Origin of the sequence: Staphylococcus debuckii (genome assembly GCF_003718735.1) — a bacterium.
Classification (GTDB): domain Bacteria; phylum Bacillota; class Bacilli; order Staphylococcales; family Staphylococcaceae; genus Staphylococcus; species Staphylococcus debuckii.
The window spans coordinates 2396394-2418383 of sequence record NZ_CP033460.1 but is presented as its reverse complement, the minus strand read 5'-3'; the positions used below and the strand labels follow the sequence as shown (position 1 = coordinate 2418383).

Annotated in this window: 20 protein-coding genes; 13 read left to right on the top strand and 7 right to left on the bottom strand. The window is 38.5% G+C overall.

What is annotated here, in order from left to right; translation table 11 throughout:
* Nucleotides 1-185: 185 nt before the first annotated feature.
* Both CNQ82_RS11715 and ppx read right to left on the bottom strand, forming a co-directional pair.
* Nucleotides 186-2363, bottom strand: coding sequence for an RNA degradosome polyphosphate kinase (locus tag CNQ82_RS11715; RefSeq protein WP_123145409.1), 2178 nt, complete (start codon nt 2361-2363; stop codon nt 186-188).
* Nucleotides 2364-2574: 211 nt separating this feature from the next.
* Nucleotides 2575-4107 (bottom strand): exopolyphosphatase, encoded by a 1533-nt coding sequence (gene ppx, locus CNQ82_RS11710; protein WP_164711999.1) that lies wholly within the window; start codon nt 4105-4107, stop codon nt 2575-2577.
* Between the two features lie 340 nt (nt 4108-4447).
* Here ppx and CNQ82_RS11705 point away from each other — a divergent pair, with 340 nt between their 5' ends.
* The 7 genes from CNQ82_RS11705 to CNQ82_RS11675 all read left to right on the top strand — a co-directional run bounded on the left by CNQ82_RS11705 (nt 4448) and on the right by CNQ82_RS11675 (nt 10905).
* Entirely contained in the window at nt 4448-4912 is a 465-nt protein-coding gene (locus tag CNQ82_RS11705) for a DUF1307 domain-containing protein (RefSeq protein WP_123145407.1), read from the top strand.
* Between the two features lie 222 nt (nt 4913-5134).
* Nucleotides 5135-5950 (top strand): nuclease-related domain-containing protein, encoded by an 816-nt coding sequence (locus CNQ82_RS13410; protein WP_123145406.1) that lies wholly within the window; start codon nt 5135-5137, stop codon nt 5948-5950.
* 339 nt (nt 5951-6289) lie between these two features.
* Nucleotides 6290-7090 (top strand): CPBP family intramembrane glutamic endopeptidase, encoded by an 801-nt coding sequence (locus tag CNQ82_RS11695; RefSeq protein ID WP_123145405.1) that lies wholly within the window; start codon nt 6290-6292, stop codon nt 7088-7090.
* A gap of 153 nt (nt 7091-7243) precedes the next feature.
* Nucleotides 7244-7990, top strand: coding sequence for a CPBP family intramembrane glutamic endopeptidase (locus CNQ82_RS11690; RefSeq protein WP_123145404.1), 747 nt, complete (start codon nt 7244-7246; stop codon nt 7988-7990).
* A gap of 123 nt (nt 7991-8113) precedes the next feature.
* Nucleotides 8114-8782 carry an ABC transporter ATP-binding protein gene (locus CNQ82_RS11685; protein ID WP_123145403.1) on the top strand — a complete coding sequence of 223 codons (669 nt, stop codon included), beginning with the start codon at nt 8114-8116 and terminating at the stop codon, nt 8780-8782.
* On the top strand, nt 8779-9552 hold the full coding sequence (locus CNQ82_RS11680; RefSeq protein WP_123145402.1) for an ABC transporter permease: 774 nt from the start codon (nt 8779-8781) through the stop codon (nt 9550-9552). Before CNQ82_RS11685 ends, CNQ82_RS11680 begins: the two co-directional genes overlap by 4 nt.
* Before the next feature lie 159 nt (nt 9553-9711).
* The gene (locus CNQ82_RS11675; protein WP_123145401.1) at nt 9712-10905 is read left to right on the top strand and encodes an MFS transporter; all 1194 of its coding nucleotides are present in this window, start codon (nt 9712-9714) and stop codon (nt 10903-10905) included.
* Between the two features lie 53 nt (nt 10906-10958).
* Here CNQ82_RS11675 and CNQ82_RS11670 read toward each other — a convergent pair whose 3' ends face one another.
* Complete coding sequence (locus CNQ82_RS11670; protein ID WP_123145400.1) at nt 10959-12323, bottom strand: carboxylesterase family protein; 1365 nt, start codon at nt 12321-12323, stop codon at nt 10959-10961.
* A gap of 104 nt (nt 12324-12427) precedes the next feature.
* On the bottom strand, nt 12428-14086 hold the full coding sequence (locus CNQ82_RS11665; RefSeq protein ID WP_123145399.1) for an APC family permease: 1659 nt from the start codon (nt 14084-14086) through the stop codon (nt 12428-12430).
* Between the two features lie 503 nt (nt 14087-14589).
* Here CNQ82_RS11665 and CNQ82_RS11660 point away from each other — a divergent pair.
* The 6 genes from CNQ82_RS11660 (at nt 14590) to CNQ82_RS11635 (ending at nt 20586) form a co-directional block, all read left to right on the top strand.
* Nucleotides 14590-15186 (top strand): YdeI/OmpD-associated family protein, encoded by a 597-nt coding sequence (locus CNQ82_RS11660; RefSeq protein WP_123145398.1) that lies wholly within the window; start codon nt 14590-14592, stop codon nt 15184-15186.
* Nucleotides 15187-16229: 1043 nt separating this feature from the next.
* Complete coding sequence (locus CNQ82_RS11655; RefSeq protein WP_123145397.1) at nt 16230-17513, top strand: betaine/proline/choline family ABC transporter ATP-binding protein; 1284 nt, start codon at nt 16230-16232, stop codon at nt 17511-17513.
* A complete protein-coding gene (locus CNQ82_RS11650) occupies nt 17513-18148 on the top strand; it encodes an ABC transporter permease (RefSeq protein ID WP_095103619.1) in 636 nt (211 codons plus the stop codon). The genes CNQ82_RS11655 and CNQ82_RS11650 overlap by 1 nt, the downstream gene beginning before the upstream one ends.
* 18 nt (nt 18149-18166) lie before the next feature.
* On the top strand, nt 18167-19111 hold the full coding sequence (locus tag CNQ82_RS11645; RefSeq protein ID WP_123145396.1) for an osmoprotectant ABC transporter substrate-binding protein: 945 nt from the start codon (nt 18167-18169) through the stop codon (nt 19109-19111).
* Entirely contained in the window at nt 19111-19794 is a 684-nt protein-coding gene (locus CNQ82_RS11640; RefSeq protein WP_095103628.1) for an ABC transporter permease, read from the top strand. The genes CNQ82_RS11645 and CNQ82_RS11640 overlap by 1 nt, the downstream gene beginning before the upstream one ends.
* Before the next feature lie 21 nt (nt 19795-19815).
* Complete coding sequence (locus tag CNQ82_RS11635; protein WP_123145395.1) at nt 19816-20586, top strand: alpha/beta hydrolase; 771 nt, start codon at nt 19816-19818, stop codon at nt 20584-20586.
* Nucleotides 20587-20674: 88 nt separating this feature from the next.
* On the opposite strand, the gene CNQ82_RS11630 is transcribed toward CNQ82_RS11635, so the two are convergent.
* Genes CNQ82_RS11630 through CNQ82_RS11620 form a run of 3 tightly spaced genes read right to left on the bottom strand, consistent with a single transcriptional unit; the run spans nt 20675 to nt 21968 of the window.
* Nucleotides 20675-21226, bottom strand: coding sequence for a TetR/AcrR family transcriptional regulator (locus CNQ82_RS11630; protein ID WP_123145394.1), 552 nt, complete (start codon nt 21224-21226; stop codon nt 20675-20677).
* Between the two features lies 1 nt (nt 21227).
* A complete protein-coding gene (locus CNQ82_RS11625) occupies nt 21228-21590 on the bottom strand; it encodes a DUF3147 family protein (protein WP_123145393.1) in 363 nt (120 codons plus the stop codon).
* Between the two features lie 18 nt (nt 21591-21608).
* Nucleotides 21609-21968 (bottom strand): DUF3147 family protein, encoded by a 360-nt coding sequence (locus tag CNQ82_RS11620; RefSeq protein WP_123145392.1) that lies wholly within the window; start codon nt 21966-21968, stop codon nt 21609-21611.
* Nucleotides 21969-21990 lie beyond the last annotated feature (22 nt).

The window sequence follows — 21990 nt, the reverse complement described above, 5'->3', positions numbered from 1 at the left end:
GCTGTCCTGAAAGTGGAGGACAGCTTCTTTGAGTTGTAATGGGTGGGTTAGGGGTCGAAAGTGTCAAGGCGCGAGTCGGCCGCCTACACACTTTGCCTACTAGAAACCTTTATCGCCTTAAAAAATAAAAGATAATAAAATAAAACCTCCAACCTGAAATTAAGATTGGAGGTTTTAACCTGCTTCTAGCGATTGCTATTAAATGAATTTTTTAAGCGTGAAATCCATCCGCGTCTAGGGCGATTCGCTTTATGTGGTCGGTTCTCGACGACTTGTGTTTCATGTTTGTTGATAGTTTTGGCACGTTCAACCGCTTCGTGCATCATATATAATTGTGAATTTAATGGTAATTGATTGTTATTCACATAATGATAAACACCGTTTTGGTCTTGATAACGTCCTTTTTGGTTATCAGAAAGTTGTAAGTTCAAGAATTTCAATAGACGTTCTCTGATTTTTTGATCGTGTACTGGGAATAAGATTTCCACACGTTTAATCATATTACGTGTCATCGCATCAGCAGATGATAAATAGATTTTTTCATCGCCGTTGTTATGGAAGTAATAGATACGAGAATGTTCTAAGAAACGACCTACAATGCTGACTACTTCAATATTTTCGCTGATGCCAGGGATACCTGGTTTCAAGCAGCAGATACCGCGGATGACTAATTGAATCTTAACACCGGCTTGAGAAGCTTCAAACAATTTCTTAATAATTGTTTTGTCAGTTAAGGAGTTCATTTTCATAATGATATGGCCATTGCCGTTTTCTTTATGATTTTTTATTTCAGTATCAATACGTTCTACAAAGACATCACGGATATCAAATGGTGCCACAATCAATTCGTTATATTGCGGTTTTAAAGAATAGCCGCTTAAATAGTTGAAGAAATTGATAGCATCTTCTGCAATGCCTTTATCAGTAGTAATGATACCCATATCAGTATAAATTTCAGCAGTTTTATCGTTGTAGTTGCCTGTACCTAAATGCACGAATGGTACCAACTGACCTTTTAGTCGTTTAACAACTAATGTGATTTTACTATGTGTTTTCAAATGTGTCATACCATAAATCACGTGGCATCCTGCATCTTCCAACATTCGTGCCCAATGTACATTGTTTTCTTCATCGAAACGCGCTTTCAATTCTACAAGTACTGTCACTTGTTTTCCTTTTTCAGCAGCGTTCTTTAAGCTCTTAATAATAGGTGAATCTTTACTTACGCGGTATAAAGTCTGTTTAATCGCAATTGTGTCAGGATCTTCGGAAGCTTCTCTGATGAAGTCCACAATCGGTTCGAAAGATTCATATGGGTGATGGAAGAAAATGTCGCGTTTTAAAGCTAAATCATAAATATTATTGTAGCCTAATGAAGCAGGGACTTGCGGTGTATAAGGATCGTAACGCAAGTTGCTTAAATCAGGAGTCAAACGTCCGACTAGGCCGAATAACATCGTTAAATCTAATGGGCCGTCTACAAAATAAACATCATTATTATGGATTTCTAATTGTTCTTTCAATTCTTGAATATCAGCTTCATTTGCATTACGCGCATCTACTTCTAAACGAACAGCAGAACCGCTTTTACGCATTTTTAAGAAACGTTCAATTTCAATTAATAAATCTTCCGCGCCATCTTCATGAATCGTCAAGTCAGCATTTCTTGTGATTCTGAAAGTGAAAGTATTTCGGATGTCATAGCCTTGGAAAAGATATTCGATGAAGTAGTCAATGACATCTTCTACCATCAAGACATATTGTTTGCCGTCTTTTTTCATAATCATGAAGCGGTCAATTAATGAAGGGATTTGAACAATAGCAGTATTAGTTGCATCGTCGGTATCCAACTCCACAAAGATATTTAAGCTTTTATTAACCAATTTAGGGAAAGGATGGTACGCATCAATACCGAGCGGTGTAAGTGTCGGCAAAATATTGTCTCTGAATTCGCGTTCCAACTGTTCTTGTAAGTCATCGTCCAATGCTTCAGGTTTAGTTGTAATGACATCATATTCTCGTAAATCTTCAGTTAATTCGTTATAGCGTTCATATTGTAAATCAACAAATTTCGCATTTTTCTTTTTGATAGCATCCAATTGTTCTTTGGGCGTCATTTGAGATTTATTTTCCGGTTTATTGAAATTCATTTTGACTTGGTCTTGTAATCCGGCAACACGGACCATGAAAAATTCATCTAAGTTCGAAGCGAAAATCGCCACGAAATTTAATTGTTCTAGTAAAGGATTTGTTTTGTCGCTCGCTTCTTGTAATACTCGGTAGTTAAAGTCGAGCCAGCTTAATTCTCGGTTGTTATAGTATTCTGGTTGATTGATGTCTTTTTCTATGACTTGATTTTGCATAATGGCCACCCCACGGTAAATAAATAGACTATTTGTATATTAATTTAATAAAATCAAAAGATAAACATCATAGGTGATGTGTCTTAGATGTCAGTAGTTTACAATTTAATTGTTCGACGGATGCAAGAATACAATTTAATGTAATAAGTAAATCATTGCATTCAAACTCATTTTTTTCATATACATCCATTAGTACATTAACATAGAAATGTTAAGATTTTGTAAAGTTAATAGATACTTTTGCTTTTAAAACTTTTTCCAGATGTTTCTTTTGGCGATTTGCTTGATATTCTTCCGCAATTGGATTATCAGTGTGGAAAGCATTTAAAATGTAGTGATCTTTATCTTTCTTTTCAAGTTCAACGCGTTTCACAGGGTTTGTATGCGAAACATTCAAAGCATCAATAAATTTGATAATACCGCCTAATGATTGTAAATCGCTCAGTTCATCACTATCGAGCCAACCTGTTTCGTTATTGTAGAATTTTAATAACGATTTGTTCTTAAAGCTTGCCATCATAGCAAGTTTCACTCGGTCGTGATGGTTGAAACCGTCAATCATTGAGTTGGAAATAATGTAATACGTATGTTGGGAACCTGAGTCTGAATCGATGAAACGTCCTAAATAATATACATAGGCAGCTTGCTCGAATAAACGTTTTTCCTTATCCGATAAAGAAATCGTGTCCAATTCAGTCAGCTGTTCTAATAAATCTCTTGCAAGCACGACACGTTGCTCAGCACCAGCTTGTTCATGTTTATACGCATTTGATAACTGGTAAAGTGCACGATCTTGAACGTTAAAACGATCAAATGCGTCTGGATACTTTTGGTTCAGATGATTCATCACGTAACCTTCACGCAGACCTTTTCTGGAAAAAGTAAACTGCGTCGCATCCACTTGTTTAAACAAAGCTTTGAACACTGCAACGGCTGGTAAAATAATATCGACACGGTCGCGACTTAAGCCGTCTAAATTCGTCAAATCATCACGCGAACTCTCTTTAATCAAATCGAATACTTGATCTAAATCTTTGCCTGACATTGAATAACAATGCACGCCTCCGATAGGATAAGAAACCTCTGATTGATGTATGCGTGCGGTATTACGTGCAGAACCGCCGACGCCGACTAATGCAACCTTTTGATTATTAATCCAGCTCAATGAACTGAACTCTTTTTCCAAGAATTTCTGCATTTTTTTAATAGCATCCTTATCATCGTGCGCTTTATCACCAAAGAATTTACGTGTTAAAGTGACGACACCGAATGGGAAACTATGAGAATGGATAAGTTCTTTATCTTTGAAAAGCGTGACTTCAGTAGAGCCGCCCCCGATATCGACTGAAAGTCCATTTTCGATATCAGTGGAATTGATAATCGCGTAAAATCCGTAAAATGCCTCATCCAATTCGGGCACAATCGAAATTTTAATGCCTAATTTCTTCTTAGTTTGTTTTAAAATATCGTCGCGGTTCTTAGATTGACGAATTGCTGCTGTTGCAATTGGATGCAATTCATCAACTTTGTAAGCATCTGCCACCTTTTTAAAACTTTCTAAGGAATCGATCAATACATCAATCCCTTCTTGATTCATAGTCAAATCATCTTCCAAATATTGACTAAGTCGTGCTGGTGTTTTAATATTTTGTATTTCTGAAAGACCTGTTTCTTTATCATATTCAAAGACCACAAGTCTGATGGTGTTGGAACCGATGTCAATTAAACCAATGCGTTTCATAATAACCCCCTCAGATTGCTTAGAAGAAGTCAGTATTCGGGTAAATAATTTTTTGGCCGGAAATATCATAAATTTCTAACTCCTTCTTTGAAAAAATGTAATCGCTTAATGCCTTGTCTGGCAAGAGAAATCACATTTTCTTTTCACTTTAATTTTATCACAAAGTGCAAGTTTGCACATTATCTGTATAGACTAAAATACAATATAAATGCACTTTTTGTAGAAAAAATAATTTCTGAGATAAGCAACGATTTTTCAAAGTTGAAGTGATATTGAAAGTTTATTTACAATAATGATGATATAATACCAATATATAATTAAAAACGGGGAAAGAGGTAGGCTTATGAAACGTAGCTTCCTAGCAATAGTCTTGCTGTTAGCGGGTGTCTTTTTATTAGCAGCATGTGAAAAAGAACAATCTAAAACCTATGAAGGTGACCTCGAAGGTGCTGACATCATCACAACATTGACTTATAAAGGTGATAAATTACTCAAACAATCCAGTATTCTAACGATAAATTACGATGAAAACGGTGTGTCAAAATCAGAAGCTAAGCAAATTTTAGCCAAGCAAGAAAGAGTATTTAAAGGCATAGACGGTATTTCTTATAAAAAAGAAATTAAAAAAGATAAAGCCGTGCAAAAAATCGTGATTGATTATGATACTAAAAATGTGAAAGAAATGACGAAAAAAGTCGGCATCACAGGACCTGAAAAAGGTAAAGACTATGTGAATGTCAAAGATGTGGAACGCGCTATGAAAAAAGCAGGCTTTGAAGAAAAGAAACCATTGAAAGATAATGACTAAGAAAAGATGAAACTGCAGTAAGTCGCAAAGTTGCGACGAGCTGCAGTTTTTTTATCTCCGTGAACTGTCCTCAAAGCACAGTTTGAAACAGACAATAAGGTCGCTTTCGAGTAAAATAAGTTCAGAACAATTAATTAAGGAGTGTATACATGACAACTAACACCTTAGAATATCTCCAAGCATTAGAAGGTCGCTGTCAGTGAACAAGCACAGTTCAATCAGATTACAAAAGGGCAGGAGGGGGAAACCCTACTCGCAATAGCACTCGATAATGTACCAGACATAAATTATATAGCTGATCTGCAACTAGGCGAGAGATATCACGAAACACAAATCGATTTTGTAGTCCTCACGCCGCAAACCATTTTCCTCATTGAAAACAAACACTATCAAAGCAGCTATCAATTCATAGACGGCCACTTATACTCTCGGAACCACAAACGTGTAGACAACCCTTTTTTACAAATGCATGACGCACGCGAATGCTTTATGTATCATTTTCTAGAACTCTCTCACCAATTCAAAATAATGTCTATTTTAACCTTTTCACACCCTCAATTCAGCCTGCGAGGCGATTTATCTGCGCAAGGTACTTATTTCCTGCCCAATGAATTTCATCAATTCAAACACCTCTTCAGCTATGGTAAGACCCCCAAACTTCTTTTTATTAAAAAGCAAATTCTTTCGAAAAATACAAACCTTGAAGAGAAATACATGACAGTAAAACGCCGCCCGTTGCATGAAGTGGCAAGCGGAATAAAATGCCCACATTGCAAGAAAATAATATTAGAGAGCAGTACTGACATTTCGAGTTCAAATTATATTGTATGTTCGTATTGTCATTCTTCATTAAAAAAATCAGCACTTATATACGCAGCTTTGAAAGATTTATACCTTATCAAAGGGGAACCGATTACCTCCAGAGAAGCAAGACATTGGATAGGAGACGTTGGCATATCCAGACATTCGATTTACACAATTCTGAAGAAAAACTTTAAAAGTAAAGGAGAGAAATTTTATTTACATTATTTCTTGTAGGAGGTGTGAGTGGCCAGGGATTATGTGAAGAGAGGGAGAGTTTGATGCAGTGAGAGCGTTATAGGGCGGAAACTGTATAGGCAGACGATGTGAGCCTCGACACTTTGGGCTGCCCCACCCGTCGTCCGACCCAACTGCCTTAATTTTTATCTCCGCTTAACAAATGGCTTCACGATATATGATATACTTTGTCATTGAAGTATACATAAATCAATCGGAGCCATGTAAAGCGCTTTCACGCAAAATCATACACGCACACGAGCTCGCATCACTGCTCATATACCCATATCACCGCCGCACACGAAAGCCAGCGCTCCAGTTCACAACAGAGGTGAAATCATGTCGAATCCATCCGCAAGAAATAAAGATACAAAGCAACCATCGAAAGCTGCAAATACAATACGCACACCGTATGACACATCAAAAGTAATGAAGCGGGATTTTTGGCTCATCCCGCTTTACATCATTCTATTAAATATCGTACCATTCCTACTAATACTGCCGTTTTGGATATATAGCAATTCTACTCACGTAAAGATTCCCAAAACGACTGAAACATTTACTTTAACATTAGGCACATTAATCGGAGAAATCATCTTACTACTGATTTTCTATTTAATGCACCGCAAATATCTGATTCCACTCGCCATCAAGCGATTTTCTCAGGTGAAACATCACATCTTGCTGATTGTCTCTGCCTATATCGCAATGATGTTGGCGACTGCTGCTTACAATGGGCTGATGCAACTATTGCCGAAAGCCTATCAATTTACCGAAACACAAAATCAACTCGTCATTTTAAAAATGTTTGATAATCCATGGGCATGGCCAGTACTCTTCTTAGACATTGTTATCCTGACACCATTTGTAGAAGAACTCATTTTCCGTCATCTCATTATCCATGAACTCGGTAAAAAGATCGGCTATATCACAGGGGCAGTCATCTCCGCTCTGCTTTTCGCATTCACGCACGTGACAGGTGCCCATTCCCCCTTCGAATACGGCACTTACTTGATTATGGCCATTGCACTCGTCTTTGTATACATGAAGTCAGGCAGAAATTTAGCAGCCTCCATCTCATTGCACATGCTGATTAACTTATTAGGCTTCATTTCGATTGTCTTTCAATATATTACTTGACCCCTAACGGGAAAAGGACTGCTGAGAACGCGCAACGCTCTCAGCAGTTTTTTTATCTTCAACGCCGAAAAATACCTCTTGAGCAGATAAATACAATATTTTTAAGATTTAGCATGATATAATAATGAAAATATACATCTAGAGGTGAACATCATGATAAACAATCCATTTGATTCGCCGAAAGTCATGAAACGTGACTTTGGGTTAATTCCACTGTATTTTCTACTGCTTAACGTCGGTCAAGTTATCGTACTCGGTGTTGGGCTGATTGTCATAGAAACTTTCCACATGAAAATTCCGCATAACAGTAATGCAATTGCGAGCGGCTTTGGTGACATTATTAGTTTTTCGTTGTTGTTTTATATTTTTTATAAAATGCACCAATCTTACATTATTCCGATTATCATTGAAAGGATTAAGCAAGCGAAGGCCTATATCTGGCTCGTTATTATTACTTATATAGTCTACTTGATTGTAGATCATGCTTATTCCTATGCTTTGCAATTTTTGCCGAAACACTATCAATTTGAAGAATCACAAAATCAATCTCTGATTATTCAACAATTCGACACACCGTGGTTATGGCCTGTACTCTTTTTAACTACTGGCATATTGGGACCGATTGCCGAAGAATTAATCTTTCGTCATGTATTGATACATGAACTGGGTAAGAAGATTACTTATATCGGAGCAGCTATCTTATCAACACTGTTTTTCGCAGTTTTACACTTGCATGCAGGGTCGTCGCCTTTTGAATTTATTCCTTATTTATATGGTGGTTTCATTTTAGTATTTGTCTACTTTAAGTCGGGTAAAAATTTAGCAGTCTCCAGTATGTTGCATATTCTCAATAATAGTGTAATTGTATTGACCATCATCTATCAACAACTGTTTCAATAAACTGATATGCTCTAAATTGTCATATTTTTCAAAAACCAAATATGTTAAATTGAATAGGAAAGGGAATAGAAAGGTATTGTGTACACACACTTTTTCCAACGTATTAGAAAAGGGGCAGAAGATATGGCTATTTTAGAATTAAAGGATGTCTGCTATGAAGTAGACAAGCGTATGATTATTGATCATATCGATTTAACAGTTAAAGATGGAGAGAAAATTGCCGTCGTGGGTCCATCTGGCAGTGGTAAAAGTACGCTTTTTCACTTATTGAACAATTTAATCAGTCCCACAGACGGCAAGTTATTTTATAAGGGCAAACCTTATAAAGATTTCAAACCTGAAGCGTTACGGCGACAAATCAGTTATATGCCACAATCTACAGAATTATTTGATTCGACAATCGGTGAGAATCTTGCATTTCCAGCATTAGCACGTAATGATAAATTCGATTCAGATCGCGCGAAGAAATTACTCTCAAGTTTCGGATTAGGTGATTATAAGCTGGATACTCATGTTGAATTTTTATCAGGCGGAGAACGCCAACGTATTTGTTTGGCACGCCAATTAATGTACATACCCGATATTTTATTACTCGACGAAGCAACAAGCGCACTAGATGCCGATAATACGAAGAAGGCAGAAGAGGCGATTTTCGGTTTGGCAAAAGACGAAGGTGTTTCTATCATGTGGATTACACATAGCTACGATCAAAGCATGTCACACTTTGACCGACGTATTGATATTGTGGACGGCAAAATCAATAAAGATAAAAAGGGGGACATTGACGTATGAGTACGACAGCCTTATGTATATCAGCAATGCTCCTGATTATACCAATCGCAATTTCAATTAAAGAGAAGTTGAATATTGCTAAAGATTTAATTATTGCATCTGTAAGAGCCGTGGTGCAATTAGTGATTCTCGGTTTTATTCTGCATTTTATTTTTAATTTGAATTCACCATGGATATTGATTTTATTTGTCTTGGTGATTATCGTCAATGCATCTTGGAATACCATCAGCCGTGCTTCTAAAGTGATGCACAATGTATTTTGGATTTCTTTTGTTTCTATTTTTATCGGTACGGCATTGCCATTAATTGTTATTGTAGCAGCAGGTGCTATTAAATTTACCGGTAATGAATTGATTCCGATCGCTGGGATGTTAGCGAACAATGGTTTAATCGCGATTAACTTGGCATATCAGAACTTAGACCGTTCCTTTGTGCGCGAGTATGGTACGATTGAATGCAAACTTTCACTTGGCGCTTCGCCGAAATTGGCTTCGAAATCAGCCGTACGTGAAAGTATTAAAATGGCGATTGTTCCGACAATTGATTCTGTGAAAACATATGGTTTAGTTTCTATACCAGGGATGATGACGGGTTTGATCATCAGTGGAGTGGATCCGCTTCAAGCCATCAAATTCCAATTATTAGTAGTATTCATCCATATGACTGCAACGATTATGTCAGCACTTATCGCTACTTACTTAAGCTATAAACAATTCTTTAATCATCGCGATCAACTTATCGGCAGCACACTCGATGCTGATAATGCATAATTTAAATTATATTCTGGAAAAGCTGGGACATAACAACGTCTCAGCTTTGCTTTTTATAAAAAAAGAATTAGAGTGGAAGGCTTACATTCTATGTGAATTTCAATTATAATGGATAGGTTGAATTTACAAATTAATTTCATTTGAAAGGAGTGGCAGAGTATGTCTTTCATGCGTATTGTGACCTTTATCATCAGCGTGTTTATTGTCGGCATGGTGGAAATGATGGTTGCTGGAATTATGAATTTGATGAGCCATGATTTACATGTGTCAGAAGCGTGGGTCGGTCAGTTGGTGACACTATATGCAGTGACCTTTGCAGTGTGCGGACCGATTTTGGTTAAGATAACGAATCGCTTTAATGCGAAGTCAGTGTTGTTATGGACAATTGTAGCATTTGTCATCGGTAACGCACTAATAGTCATTTCACCAAACTTTGCTGTCTTGATTATCGGACGTATTATTTCATCAGCAGCCGCGGCCTTGATTATAGTTAAAGTATTGGCTTTGACTGCTATGTTGACAGCGCCGGAACATCGCGGCAAGATGATTGGTATTGTCTATTCTGGTTTCAGCGGCGCGAATGTACTCGGAGTACCGGTTGGAACAATGCTCGGCGGTTGGCTCGGTTGGCGTGCAACCTTTGTATTTATCATCGTCATCAGTGTATTGGCTGCTTTGTTGATGGTGCGTTATCTTCCGACCGCTTCAGAACTCGCCTATGTATCAGATGGGCAAGGCAACGGGCAAACACCGCAGTCGAAAATTATTAATCGCACTGAAGTCATCAAATATTTAACGATTACCTTCTTATTGTTGACAGCTAACTCAATTACGTTCGTTTACGTCAATCCATTAATGTTATCTAACGGACACGATTTGAAATTCGTATCCTTCGTCCTATTGATTAATGGGATTGCTGGAACGCTTGGTACCTCAATGGGAGGCTTCTTGGCTGATAAATGGTCCAGTAAGACTTGGCTGCTGACAGCCACATTGACCTTTGCCATCGCCTTGGCCATCATCAATTGGTTCTTATCCGCTTCCTGGATGCTCATCCTCATTATCTTTGTGTGGAATGTCATGCAATGGAGTACCAACCCTGCAGTCCAAAGCGGTATTATTGAACACGTGCAAGGAGACGCCAGTCAAGTCCTCAGTTGGAACATGTCCAGCTTGAATGCAGGTATCGCAGCAGGCGGAATGCTCGGCGGGCTGATTGTGTCACATATCGGCATCAACGCTGTAACTTACAGCTCAAGTCTGCTCGGCTTTATTATCGTTATTATTATTCTTTTCTTGAAAAAAGTCCGGCATACGCCGGCGAAGAGTGCCGCAGAGTCTAAAAGCGCCTAATCCTTAGAGATTGAGCGCTTTTTTCTATGTCTATTTTATTTATAGGTGGATAGTTATCTAAAAATATGGGGTGAAGCGTCATATTGAGTATATGGCTTCCAACTGCATTCTCCGCTTCTTATAAATTTGCCTACGGTTTCTTGCATCTCATTTTCCAGTTTAAGTGTTTCTCCATCAGCAGGTGTACCATATGTTGATAAAATATCGAGATGCCCGAGCCAGAAAATGACATCAAGAATATGGTAGGGCGATTTGAAATCTTTAGATGCGGGATTAGACCAATCAAAGCGATATAGCCATTTATTTGAACCTGAATAGTGATTCAACCAATCGAGCAAGGGCTGTTTAAAATAATACTCTGTAATTGCTGCGGCTTGTCCGTCATGCTTTTTGATGTTGAACAGTTGTGTATCAATATTGATATCATTGAATTCTGCAACTTCTATAAAACGTTTAGGCTTAAGTTTATGAAATCTGCCGCGGATATAAATATCACCCTCACTAGCTGTATAGCCTGCTAAGACAGGTTTGTCACCAAGAATGCTTTCTGACATCGTGTCAGGGTTGAAAATAGGACGATAGAAAAGTTCAAGTCCCTTCGAAGGTTTGCGTTCTTCCAAATCTTTATCCATTATTTTTATCATTTGTGGTGTCGTTAAAGTTTCAAATGATTGATTATATTGAAACATTGTCATCATTTTGAAAAGATAGGCGTTGACTCTGCTGTTTTCAATTGAATCAAAATTGAGAGTGCCGCTGCTTAAAATAACTTTATGGAAAAGGTGTTCGGCTTCATTGAGATGCATTAAAGCTTGAATACTCATCGCACCCGCAGATTGCCCCATTAAAGTGACATTATCTTTATCACCATCAAAATCCGGGATGAAGTATTGTACCCATTTAAGTACAGCAAGCTGATCAGAAAGTCCGCAATTCATATCATAATCTTCGTTAAGTAAGTGCCAGTTTGTAAAACCTAATGCACCAAGACGATAATTAAATGTAATTACAATGGCATGTGCAGTTTCAGCAAGGTGCTGCGGTTGATATAACTCAGCAGATCCATGACCATTAAGGAAGCCACCTCCGTAAAACCAGATGATGACAGGAAGTGTTTCACTATGTTCAGCAGATACCGGCTTGTAGATATTTAAATAAAGACAGTCTTCGCTTTGTTCGAAATCTTGGTTATGTGTAGAAAAGAAAGTTTCAAGTTTATTGTAAGGTTGAAGAGGAATGGGACCGAATGAAGTTGCATCTAAGTTGTTGTTATCCCAATGTGTTTTCAACGCTGCATGTTTGAAGCGGTTTGTATCAATAGGCGGTTCAGCATAAGGAATACCGTAATATATTTCTAATTGATTTTGTGATGTTCCTTTAATAGTTCCAGCAGCAGTTTCACGTATAATCGTATCCATATGGTTCATCCCCTTTTGATTTAACTATAGTCTACCGCTCTTTAAGACACAAATTTTTTCAAAAAAATAAGACGAGATAGAAATCCCGTCTCAAATACTTCTTCTTATTTAGTTTCACCGGCTTGGTTTGAATCCTCTGCTTCATTATCCAAACGTTCTGTCATATCTTTGTTCATTTTAGTGTTAATACGTTTGGCACGTCTGAAATAAATACTTTCAAAGTAGCTAGTTGTACCGAGTTTATAGAATACTAAAGCCACGATTGTAATCACAAGAAAGTCATATGGATAATGAATTATATTGATACCGTTGAATTCTTTACTGCCGATAAACGAAAGCAGCGCAAGAATTAAGAGATAAATAATAATCCATAAACTGCCGCCGATTTGTTTTTTCGTATTCTTCCAATTCATTTTATATTCATAGAAGAAATAAATCGGCAAGCCTAAAATAATAATTAAAATGACTTCTGCAGTCGTCGGCCACATTGCCCAATAAATAGCTAGTGAAGCAAGGACAAATGACAGTGGCGCCATGACTTTCAAAAGATTAGCTCTGAAAGGACGATGCATACTCGGTGCCATTTTTCTAAGAGCAATAACAGTCGTCGGACCTGTTAAGTATGCTACAAGAGTCGCTGTTGAAATAACGCTAGCCAATGTTCCCCATGAGCGGAAGATTGAAACCATGACCATACTGATAATCGCGTTAAAGATAATAGCTACACGCGGAATATTATAGGTTTCATTGATTTTACCTAAGAACTTTGGAATATGTCCATTTTTTTCCATCGCGCGCAAGACACGACCAGTGACGGCTACGAAGGAAACACCTGTACCAAATGGAGAAACGACCGCTTCGATATACAATAGAATAGCTAACCAGTTCAAGTTTAACAGAATCGCCATATCTGCGAATGGAGAGTTGAATTGAATACCGTTCCATCCGTGTTTGGCCAGCATTCCTTCAGGCATAGAGCCGATGAAGATTACTTGCAAGACTACGTATAAAGTTGCAGCTAAAGTTAAGCTGATGACAATGCCGCGCCCGATATTTTTTTCAGGACGTTGAATTTCAGAACCCATATTAATAATCGTTTGGAAAGCATTGAATGAAAAGATAATACCTGAAGTTGTGGTAGCCGCAAAGATCGGCGCACTGCCATATGGCATGAAACTATTCAAACTATGTCCGTAGTTACCAGGGTGAAATCCTGAAATTGCTAATAATATGATAGTCAAAGTCGGAACACCTAATTTGAAAAATGAAATCAGGCTTGTGAAAGAAGTTAATAATTTCACTGACCAGTAATTGAGTAAAGAGAAGATAATGATGATGACAAAAACAGCGAATAATCCAATGGTGCTGATCGTACCATTATGCATTAATTTTCCCATGAATTTCGCCCAATCCCAAGGCCATGAACTCATATATTGGACCGCTGAAACGGCTTCAATAGGGATGATTGTAACGAGTGAAACCCAGTTGGCCCATGAAGCAATAAAGCCGAGTAAAGACCCGTGAGTGTATTGAGCGTAGTTGCTCATGCCGCCTGATTGCGGAAACATAGTACCGATTTCTATGTAATTATAGGCAATTGTTCCTATAACAATAAATCCGATAATCCAAGAAATGATTGCTGCCGGACCTGCGACAGATGAAGCTTCCCAAGCACCGAAGAGCCAGCCTGAACCAATAAGCGATCCAAGTCCCAGCAAAACAAGTTGGGAAAGATTTATTTTACTACTATGATTATTTTCCATCGAAAGTCTTCTAATATTTGCGAGCATACAGTAATTTCTACATGCTGCGTTGTATAATTTTAAAAAGTGACACGCGATTTTTGGATTTCATGAATGCATGATAAGATATTATACAAGTTAGACCTTTCAAGTCAAATTGAGTTGAATAGGCGGAATTTATTAATTAATATGTATGAATATACGCTATATTAATTGGTTGTGAATATTGAGTCCTTGCTTAAGAGAAGGTTTGAAGTATTGGGCTTATTAAAATAGAACGGAATAATCTAGGAAAGTTAAATATACATTTTTGAAAAGGAAAATTGATTAGACTTGGTGATATTTTGAGTAGCTGCGAAGTAAGAAACGGCAAGCGATTGCACTTATAAAAGGAGAACTTTCAAAAGAATTTTTAAAAGTTTCAATATAAACATTAAGTGTAATTTAAAAACAATGAAAAATGATATAATGTCTACATTGTGTGGTATATTACAATTGTACAAAACATGAAAAGGAGAATGGAGATGACTGAAAAACGAACAAATCCTAAGGCGGACGCATTTTTCCAAAGGGCGGGAGAATGGAAAGCTGAATATGAAGCATTAAGAAAAATTATTATGGAGCAGCCAGACTTAGTCGAGGATTACAAATGGATGAAACCTTGTTATACATATGAAGGTCATAATGTAGTGTTGATTCATGGCTTTAAAAATTATTGCGCATTGCTTTTTCATAAAGGAGCACTACTGTCGGATCCTAATCAAAAATTAGTACAACAAACTAAGAATGTGCAAGCTGCGCGTCAGTTGCGTTTTACTTCCGTAGCACAAATTATAGAAGAAACGGATATAATCCGCGATTACGTCAAAGAAGCTGTTGCTGTGGAGCAATCCGGTAGAAAAGTAGAAATGAAAACGACAGACCAATACGATATGCCTGAAGAATTGAAGGAAGCATTGGAAGCGGATAAGGCGTTGGATGAAGCGTTTCATAATTTGACGCCAGGGCGTCAACGTCAATATATGTATACAATCAGGCAAGCGAAACGTGCTTCTACGCGACAAAATCGTGTTGATAAATATATTCCTTTAATTTTAAAAGGTAAGGGCTTGAATGATTAAGTAAGGAAAAACCGCTGCGGCGGTTTTTTTCATTGTGGCTGAAGCGGAATGTATTGACCGCGAGATATAAGGGCAAGGTGTCCAATAAATGGATATATTGGACAAGAATGAAAGCAACGTGTCCAATAAACGTATATATTGGCCAAGATATGGAGCAACGTGTCCAATAAACAGATATATTGGCCAAGATGAGGGCGAATGTGTCCAATAAACAGATATATTGGCCAAGATGAGGGCGAATGTGTCCAATAAATGGATATATTGGCCAAGATTAGGAACAAACTTACAATTAGGATAAAGCGACACCTCTTGCTCCTAAAATTAAGTAAGAAAAAACCGCTGCGGCGGTTTTTTCATATCTACAAAATCCGAACATTGCCTAAAAAATATACTTCAACTATTATTTCCCATTCTATCTCTCATGAGAACGTTTGCAATCGCATGTTCACACAATTCACACAAGTTGCACCTTATTAATTGTCTATTCGTTGAATAAGTACATTTTAAATGCAATTTTCATTGATTATCCGTCATTTATTAGATTTTGTATGCTATAATTAGAGAGTAATCTACTGAAAGAGTAGGACACAGGCACAGCAAAGATTATATTGAAAGTTTAAATAGACAACAGCGTGACGCTGTTGTTGTGTCATAGCGATTTGAGAAAAGTGAACTCCTTTGGTAAGTGAGTTTGTTTTGTCGATAGTCTAACAAGAGTCATTTGCGACTTTGTTCTGGAGCTTACCCGTAAGTTAATGAAACATTGAGGCAAATGCTTTTTTTATTGTATAGGGAAGAGAAGCAATACTGTGCGTTTTCATTCTATATATGCAATTTACATTCAATAAATCTATATAATTGCATCGAAATGCGCAACGGACTATGTGACACATTGCGTTCTAACTTTACACTATCACCTCGTATTACTATCCACCCCACATTAAAAGACGCTCTTCTCGCCATACAACTCTCCAAAGGTTTCTTTTCCCAAATCAGCTGTTCTTATCTTTGAATTGAATTTAATAGAGAAAGGAATTAAATGCATGCTTAGTATTAAAAATTTAACTAAGGTTTATTCTGGCGGCAAGAAGGCCGTGGATGATATTTCGTTGGACGTGCAATCGGGTGAGTTTGTCGCGTTTATCGGCACGAGCGGCAGCGGTAAGACGACTGCGCTGCGTATGATTAATCGAATGATTGAGGCGACGAGCGGTCAGATTACGATTGACGGCAAGGATGTCAGAAAGATGAATGCGGTGGAATTGCGTCGCAGTATCGGCTATGTGATTCAACAGATTGGTTTGATGCCGCATATGACAATTAAGGAAAATATTGTACTGGTACCGAAATTATTGAAATGGTCTCAAGAGAAGAAGGATCAGAAGGCGCGTGAATTGATTAAGTTGGTGGATCTGCCTGAGGAATATTTGGACCGTTATCCGTCTGAATTATCTGGCGGTCAGCAACAACGGATTGGCGTAGTACGTGCTTTGGCAGCGGAACAAGATATCATCTTGATGGACGAGCCGTTTGGTGCTTTGGATCCGATTACACGCGATACATTGCAGGATTTAGTGAAAGAGTTGCAGCAAAAGTTAGGGAAAACGTTCATCTTTGTCACGCATGATATGGATGAAGCCATCAAGTTGGCAGATAGAATTTGTATTATGTCGAAAGGCAAAGTGGTCCAATTCGATACACCAGACAACATTCTGCGTCATCCAGCGAATGATTTCGTACGCGACTTTATTGGACAGAACCGCTTGATTCAAGACCGTCCGAATATGCGTACCGTGCAAGATGCGATGATAACGCCAATTACGGTGGGTGCGAACGAATCCTTGAATACAGCCGTCGATATTATGCGTCGCCACCGCATCGACACAATTTTCGTCGTGAATAACCAAAACAAATTCCTCGGCTATTTAGATATTGAAGACATCAACCAAGGATTGCGTGCTGGCAAGGAATTGATAGATACCATGCAGCGTGATATTTATCGCGTGAATATCAACTCCAAATTGCAAGATTCCGTGCGCACTATTTTAAAACGTAACGTCCGCAACGTCCCTGTCGTGAACGACAACGATACATTGGTGGGCTTGATTACCCGTGCGAACCTGGTGGATATCGTCTACGACAGTATTTGGGGCGAAGGTGCAGAAGACGCGCAGTTCGCTGCTGAAAAGAAAGAAGCGGAAGAGTCGGATGGCCGTGAGAGAGCGGAGGCATCTGCTAAAGCAGCTGTGGCTGATAAGGATGCGAACGAATCGGCTGAGGACCAAGTGCGTCATGACCACAAGTCAGACTCAGGAGTTGAACGCTAATGAAAGCATTTTTAGAACAATATGGCGGTGAATTACTGCAGAAAACTGGCGAACACTTCTATATTTCTATTATTGCACTACTAATCGCCATTGTGATTGCAGTACCGCTCGGCATATTATTATCGAAAACGAAGAAACTCGCAGGTGTTGTCTTGACGATTGCAGGTGTGCTGCAAACGATTCCGACACTTGCTGTCTTAGCGATTATGATACCGATTTTCGGTGTCGGGAAAACACCGGCTATTATTGCACTGTTTATTTATGTGTTGTTACCGATTTTGAATAATACGGTGTTAGGTGTGCAAAATATTAATCCGGAAATTCGACAAGCAGGCATCAGTATGGGCATGACGAAATTTCAATTGATGAAAGATGTGGAATTGCCGTTAGCCTTGCCATTAATACTCGGCGGCATCCGCTTATCTAGTGTGTATGTCATCAGCTGGGCTACTTTAGCCAGTTATGTCGGAGCAGGCGGTTTAGGTGACTTCGTCTTTAACGGATTGAATTTATATGATCCATTGATGATTGTCAGTGCTGCTGTGCTCGTAACAGCTTTAGCGTTAATTGTCGATTACTTATTGCGCGTAGTTGAAAAATGGGCCGTACCTAAAGGCTTGAAAATATCCAGATAAGGAGGACTTAGACATTTTATGAAGACAATCAAATACTATTTGTTGCTGATGGCGGCGTGTCTGGTTGTCCTGTCTGGATGCAGCTTGCCTGGACTAGGGGACAGCCGTTCAAACGATGATGTAAAAATTACTGCCTTAGCAACAAGTGAATCTCAAATTATGTCCCATATGGTGCGTTTGATGATTGAGCATGATACCCATGGCAAGATAAAACCGACACTGTTAAACAATATGGGCTCCAGTACGATTCAATATAATGCCTTGGTAAATGGCGATGCAAATATTTCAGGTGTACGTTATACCGGTACAGATTTAGTCGGCGCTTTAAAAGAAGATCCGATTAAAAACCCGCAGAAAGCACTGAAAGCCACGCAAGAAGGATTCCAAAAGAAATTTCATCAGAAATTTTTCCCATCTTATGGGTTTGATAATACTTACGCATTTATGGTGACGAAAGAAACGGCTGAGAAATATCATTTGGAAACCGTTTCTGATTTGAGAAAACATGAGAAAGAATTACGACTCGGAGTGGACAGTTCATGGTTGAATCGTAAAGGTGACGGTTACCCAGGATTCAAAAAAGAATATGGTATCAGTTTTGATACGGTCCGCCCTATGCAAATCGGTTTAGTTTATGATGCCTTAAATAACAAGAAATTAGATGTAGCATTAGGTTACTCGACAGATGGACGTATTGCGGCATATGACTTGAAGGTGTTGAAAGATGACAAACGTTTCTTCCCTCCATATGATGCAAGTCCAGTTGCGACCGATGCTTTATTAAAAAAACATCCGGAAATTAAACGTACATTAGATAAAATGGCGGGTCAGATTTCAACGAAAGATATGCAGAAGTTGAATTATGAAGCGGACGGTAAAGGTAAAGAACCTGCTGTAGTAGCAGAAGAATTCTTGAAAAAACATCATTACTTTGATGGTGGTAAGAAAGGCGGGCAAAAATAATGAAGGGCAATTTATTACAACAATTGATAGAGTATTATTCATTGAATGCCGGCTATCTCTGGAGTTTATTTTTTCAACATTTATTAATGTCAGTATACGGCGTAGTATTCGCGGCGATTGTCGGAATTCCGATCGGTATCTTGATTTCACGTTTTGGTCGCATGTCTAAATTGGTGATTACGATTGCGAATATTATTCAAACTGTGCCAGTAATCGCGATGTTGGCAATCTTAATGCTTGTCATGGGACTTGGGCCGACGACTGTAGTTGTGACAGTATTTTTATATGCATTGCTGCCAATTATCCAAAATACTTATTCTGGAATTACTGGCGTGGATGCCAATATTAAAGACGCGGGTAAAGGTATGGGCATGACTAAGAATCAAGTCTTGCGCATGATAGAGTTGCCGCTCGCGCTATCAGTCATTATCGGCGGATTGCGCATTGCTTTAGTCGTGGCGGTCGGTGTGGTAGCAGTCGGTTCCTTTATTGGAGCGCCGACATTGGGAGATATTATTATCCGCGGAACGAATGCCACAGACGGCACAACCTTTATCTTAGCAGGCGCTTTGCCGATTGCTTTAATTGCTGTCTTGATTGATGTACTCTTGAGATTATTAGAGAAACGTTTAGACCCTGTGAAAAAGAAAAAAGGACCGCAACCTCAAGGTATGGATATTTAACAGGAAGAGGAGTGATAGAACATGGCTTGGATGCAAGTGAATTATAATTCTGAGGTGTTAGGCAAGGAGCAGCGTTTTATGGCGATGTTGCCGGAGGATGCCTCGCAATTTGATACGAATGAGGCGCCTAAGCAGTTGCCGGTGTTGTTGTTATTGCATGGTTTATCGAGTGATGAGACGTCGTATTTAAGGTTTACGAGTCTGGAACGCTATGCCAAGAATAATGGTATCGCAGTGATTATGCCGGCGGGCGATCATAGCGGTTATGCGAATATGACGTATGGGCATAGTTATTATGATTATGTGCTGGAAGTATTTGATTATGCGCTACAAATTCTGCCGTTGTCGAAACGTCGCGAAGATCATTTTATCGCGGGACACTCGATGGGCGGCTACGGTACAATCAAATATGCGTTGACGCAAGGTGAGCGCTTCAGTAAAGCGGCGCCGTTGTCTGCAGTGTTTGCACCTCAATTCTTAATGGAGATTGATTGGAATGATTTCTCTGGCAAAGCAATTTTAGGGGAAAAAGAAACTGCGGTAGGAACAGAGCTTGACCCTTATTATTTGGTTGATAAAGCTCTAGAGGAGAATAAAACAATTCCAGAACTATTGATTATGTGTGGCACGGAAGATGATTTATATCAAGACAATTTAAACTTCATTCAATTCTTGGATGGAAAAAATATTCCGTATCAGTTTGTGGATGGTCCTGGCGTACATGATTATGCCTATTGGGACAAAGCAATCAAATATGCCTTAGAATGGTTTGCTGGCAACCCGCATGCATAATTTATAGACTGTCATGAATTAAATTTCATGGCAGTTTTTTTATGTAGCAAAAAAGACAAGATGAATTAATGGAAATTGCATCTTGTCTCTAATAAGATTCGTCTGGAATAAAGGAACGAATCACGGTTTTTAACATGTCATGAATGTATTGGTCGGTGAGGGTTTCTGGTTTAATCAAGATGTTGAAATAGATAGGGGAGAATATTAAATCGATAAAGATATCTTGTTGATCTTCTGGAATGCGTTGGCTGGCAATGTCTTTTAATACCTGACGATAGGCATTGAAATAATCTTCCATAAAATGATTACGCAAGCTATTTTCTTCGTTTGTAAGCAATATCTGAATGACTGCTTTGCCGAGTGGACGTGTATAAATACGTGTCATTTTCAGCAGCATTGCATACAAATCATTGAAAAATTCTCCTTTAACCTCTGATGTACCATGTACTTCATTTAAAAACATATCAATAATCATAGTGTCTTTATCTTTCCAACGACGGTAAATCGTCGCTTTGGAAATTTGGGTGTTTTCTGCGAGTTCATCGATGGTAATAGCTGAGTAAGGTTGTTGTTCTAACAATTGTCCTAACTCTTCGTAAATGCGTAGATTGATTTTAGGATCTTTCGGTCTTCCTGCCATATTAATGACCTCGTTTCAAATGCGCAATTTTTTCTACAATTTCAAAGATAATAATAGCACTGACGAACCAAACGACAACGCCTACAAGAATACTTAAAATCCAGTCATTTGTCCAAACTAGCATCAACCAAGTGGCTAAGATGTTGAAGAGTACACCGGTCATACCGAAGACAGCACCGCGACTGACGTGTGATGCTACTTTATCACCGTATTGCACGCCGGACATAATGAGAGAAATTAGAAATACTGCTGGGAATACTGCAAAAATTCCACCGAATTCTTTCCATGGCATTAACACAGACACAATATAACTTAATGCGACTGACGCACCGCCTGCAAGGAATTTTACAAGTAACATTTTCATTTTAATTCTAGCCTCCAATTAAATATGTTTAAGTGCCAAAATAATGCAAGATAAGATAAACCAACTGATTACTGAAAAGACAGCTCCGCGTCTGAATCCGATTTTTTGTACGGCATAGGCTGTTAAAGCAACACTGAGGATACAACCGACGATACCGATGACAGCACCGGAACTAAGATGGATAGATTGTTGAATTAAATCTTGACCGCGGAAATCTACGGCAAGTGTGACTAAGGCTGCTAAATAAACTGCGGGGAAAGTTGAAAAGATACCGCCTAATTTACCTCCGAGTTTAGCAGAAATGACGGTTGCTAAAGCGACTGCTAATCCGCCGAAGACAAAACGAATGGCTAAACTTGCAAAAGAAATGCCAAACATAATTAATTATCATCCCAATCTT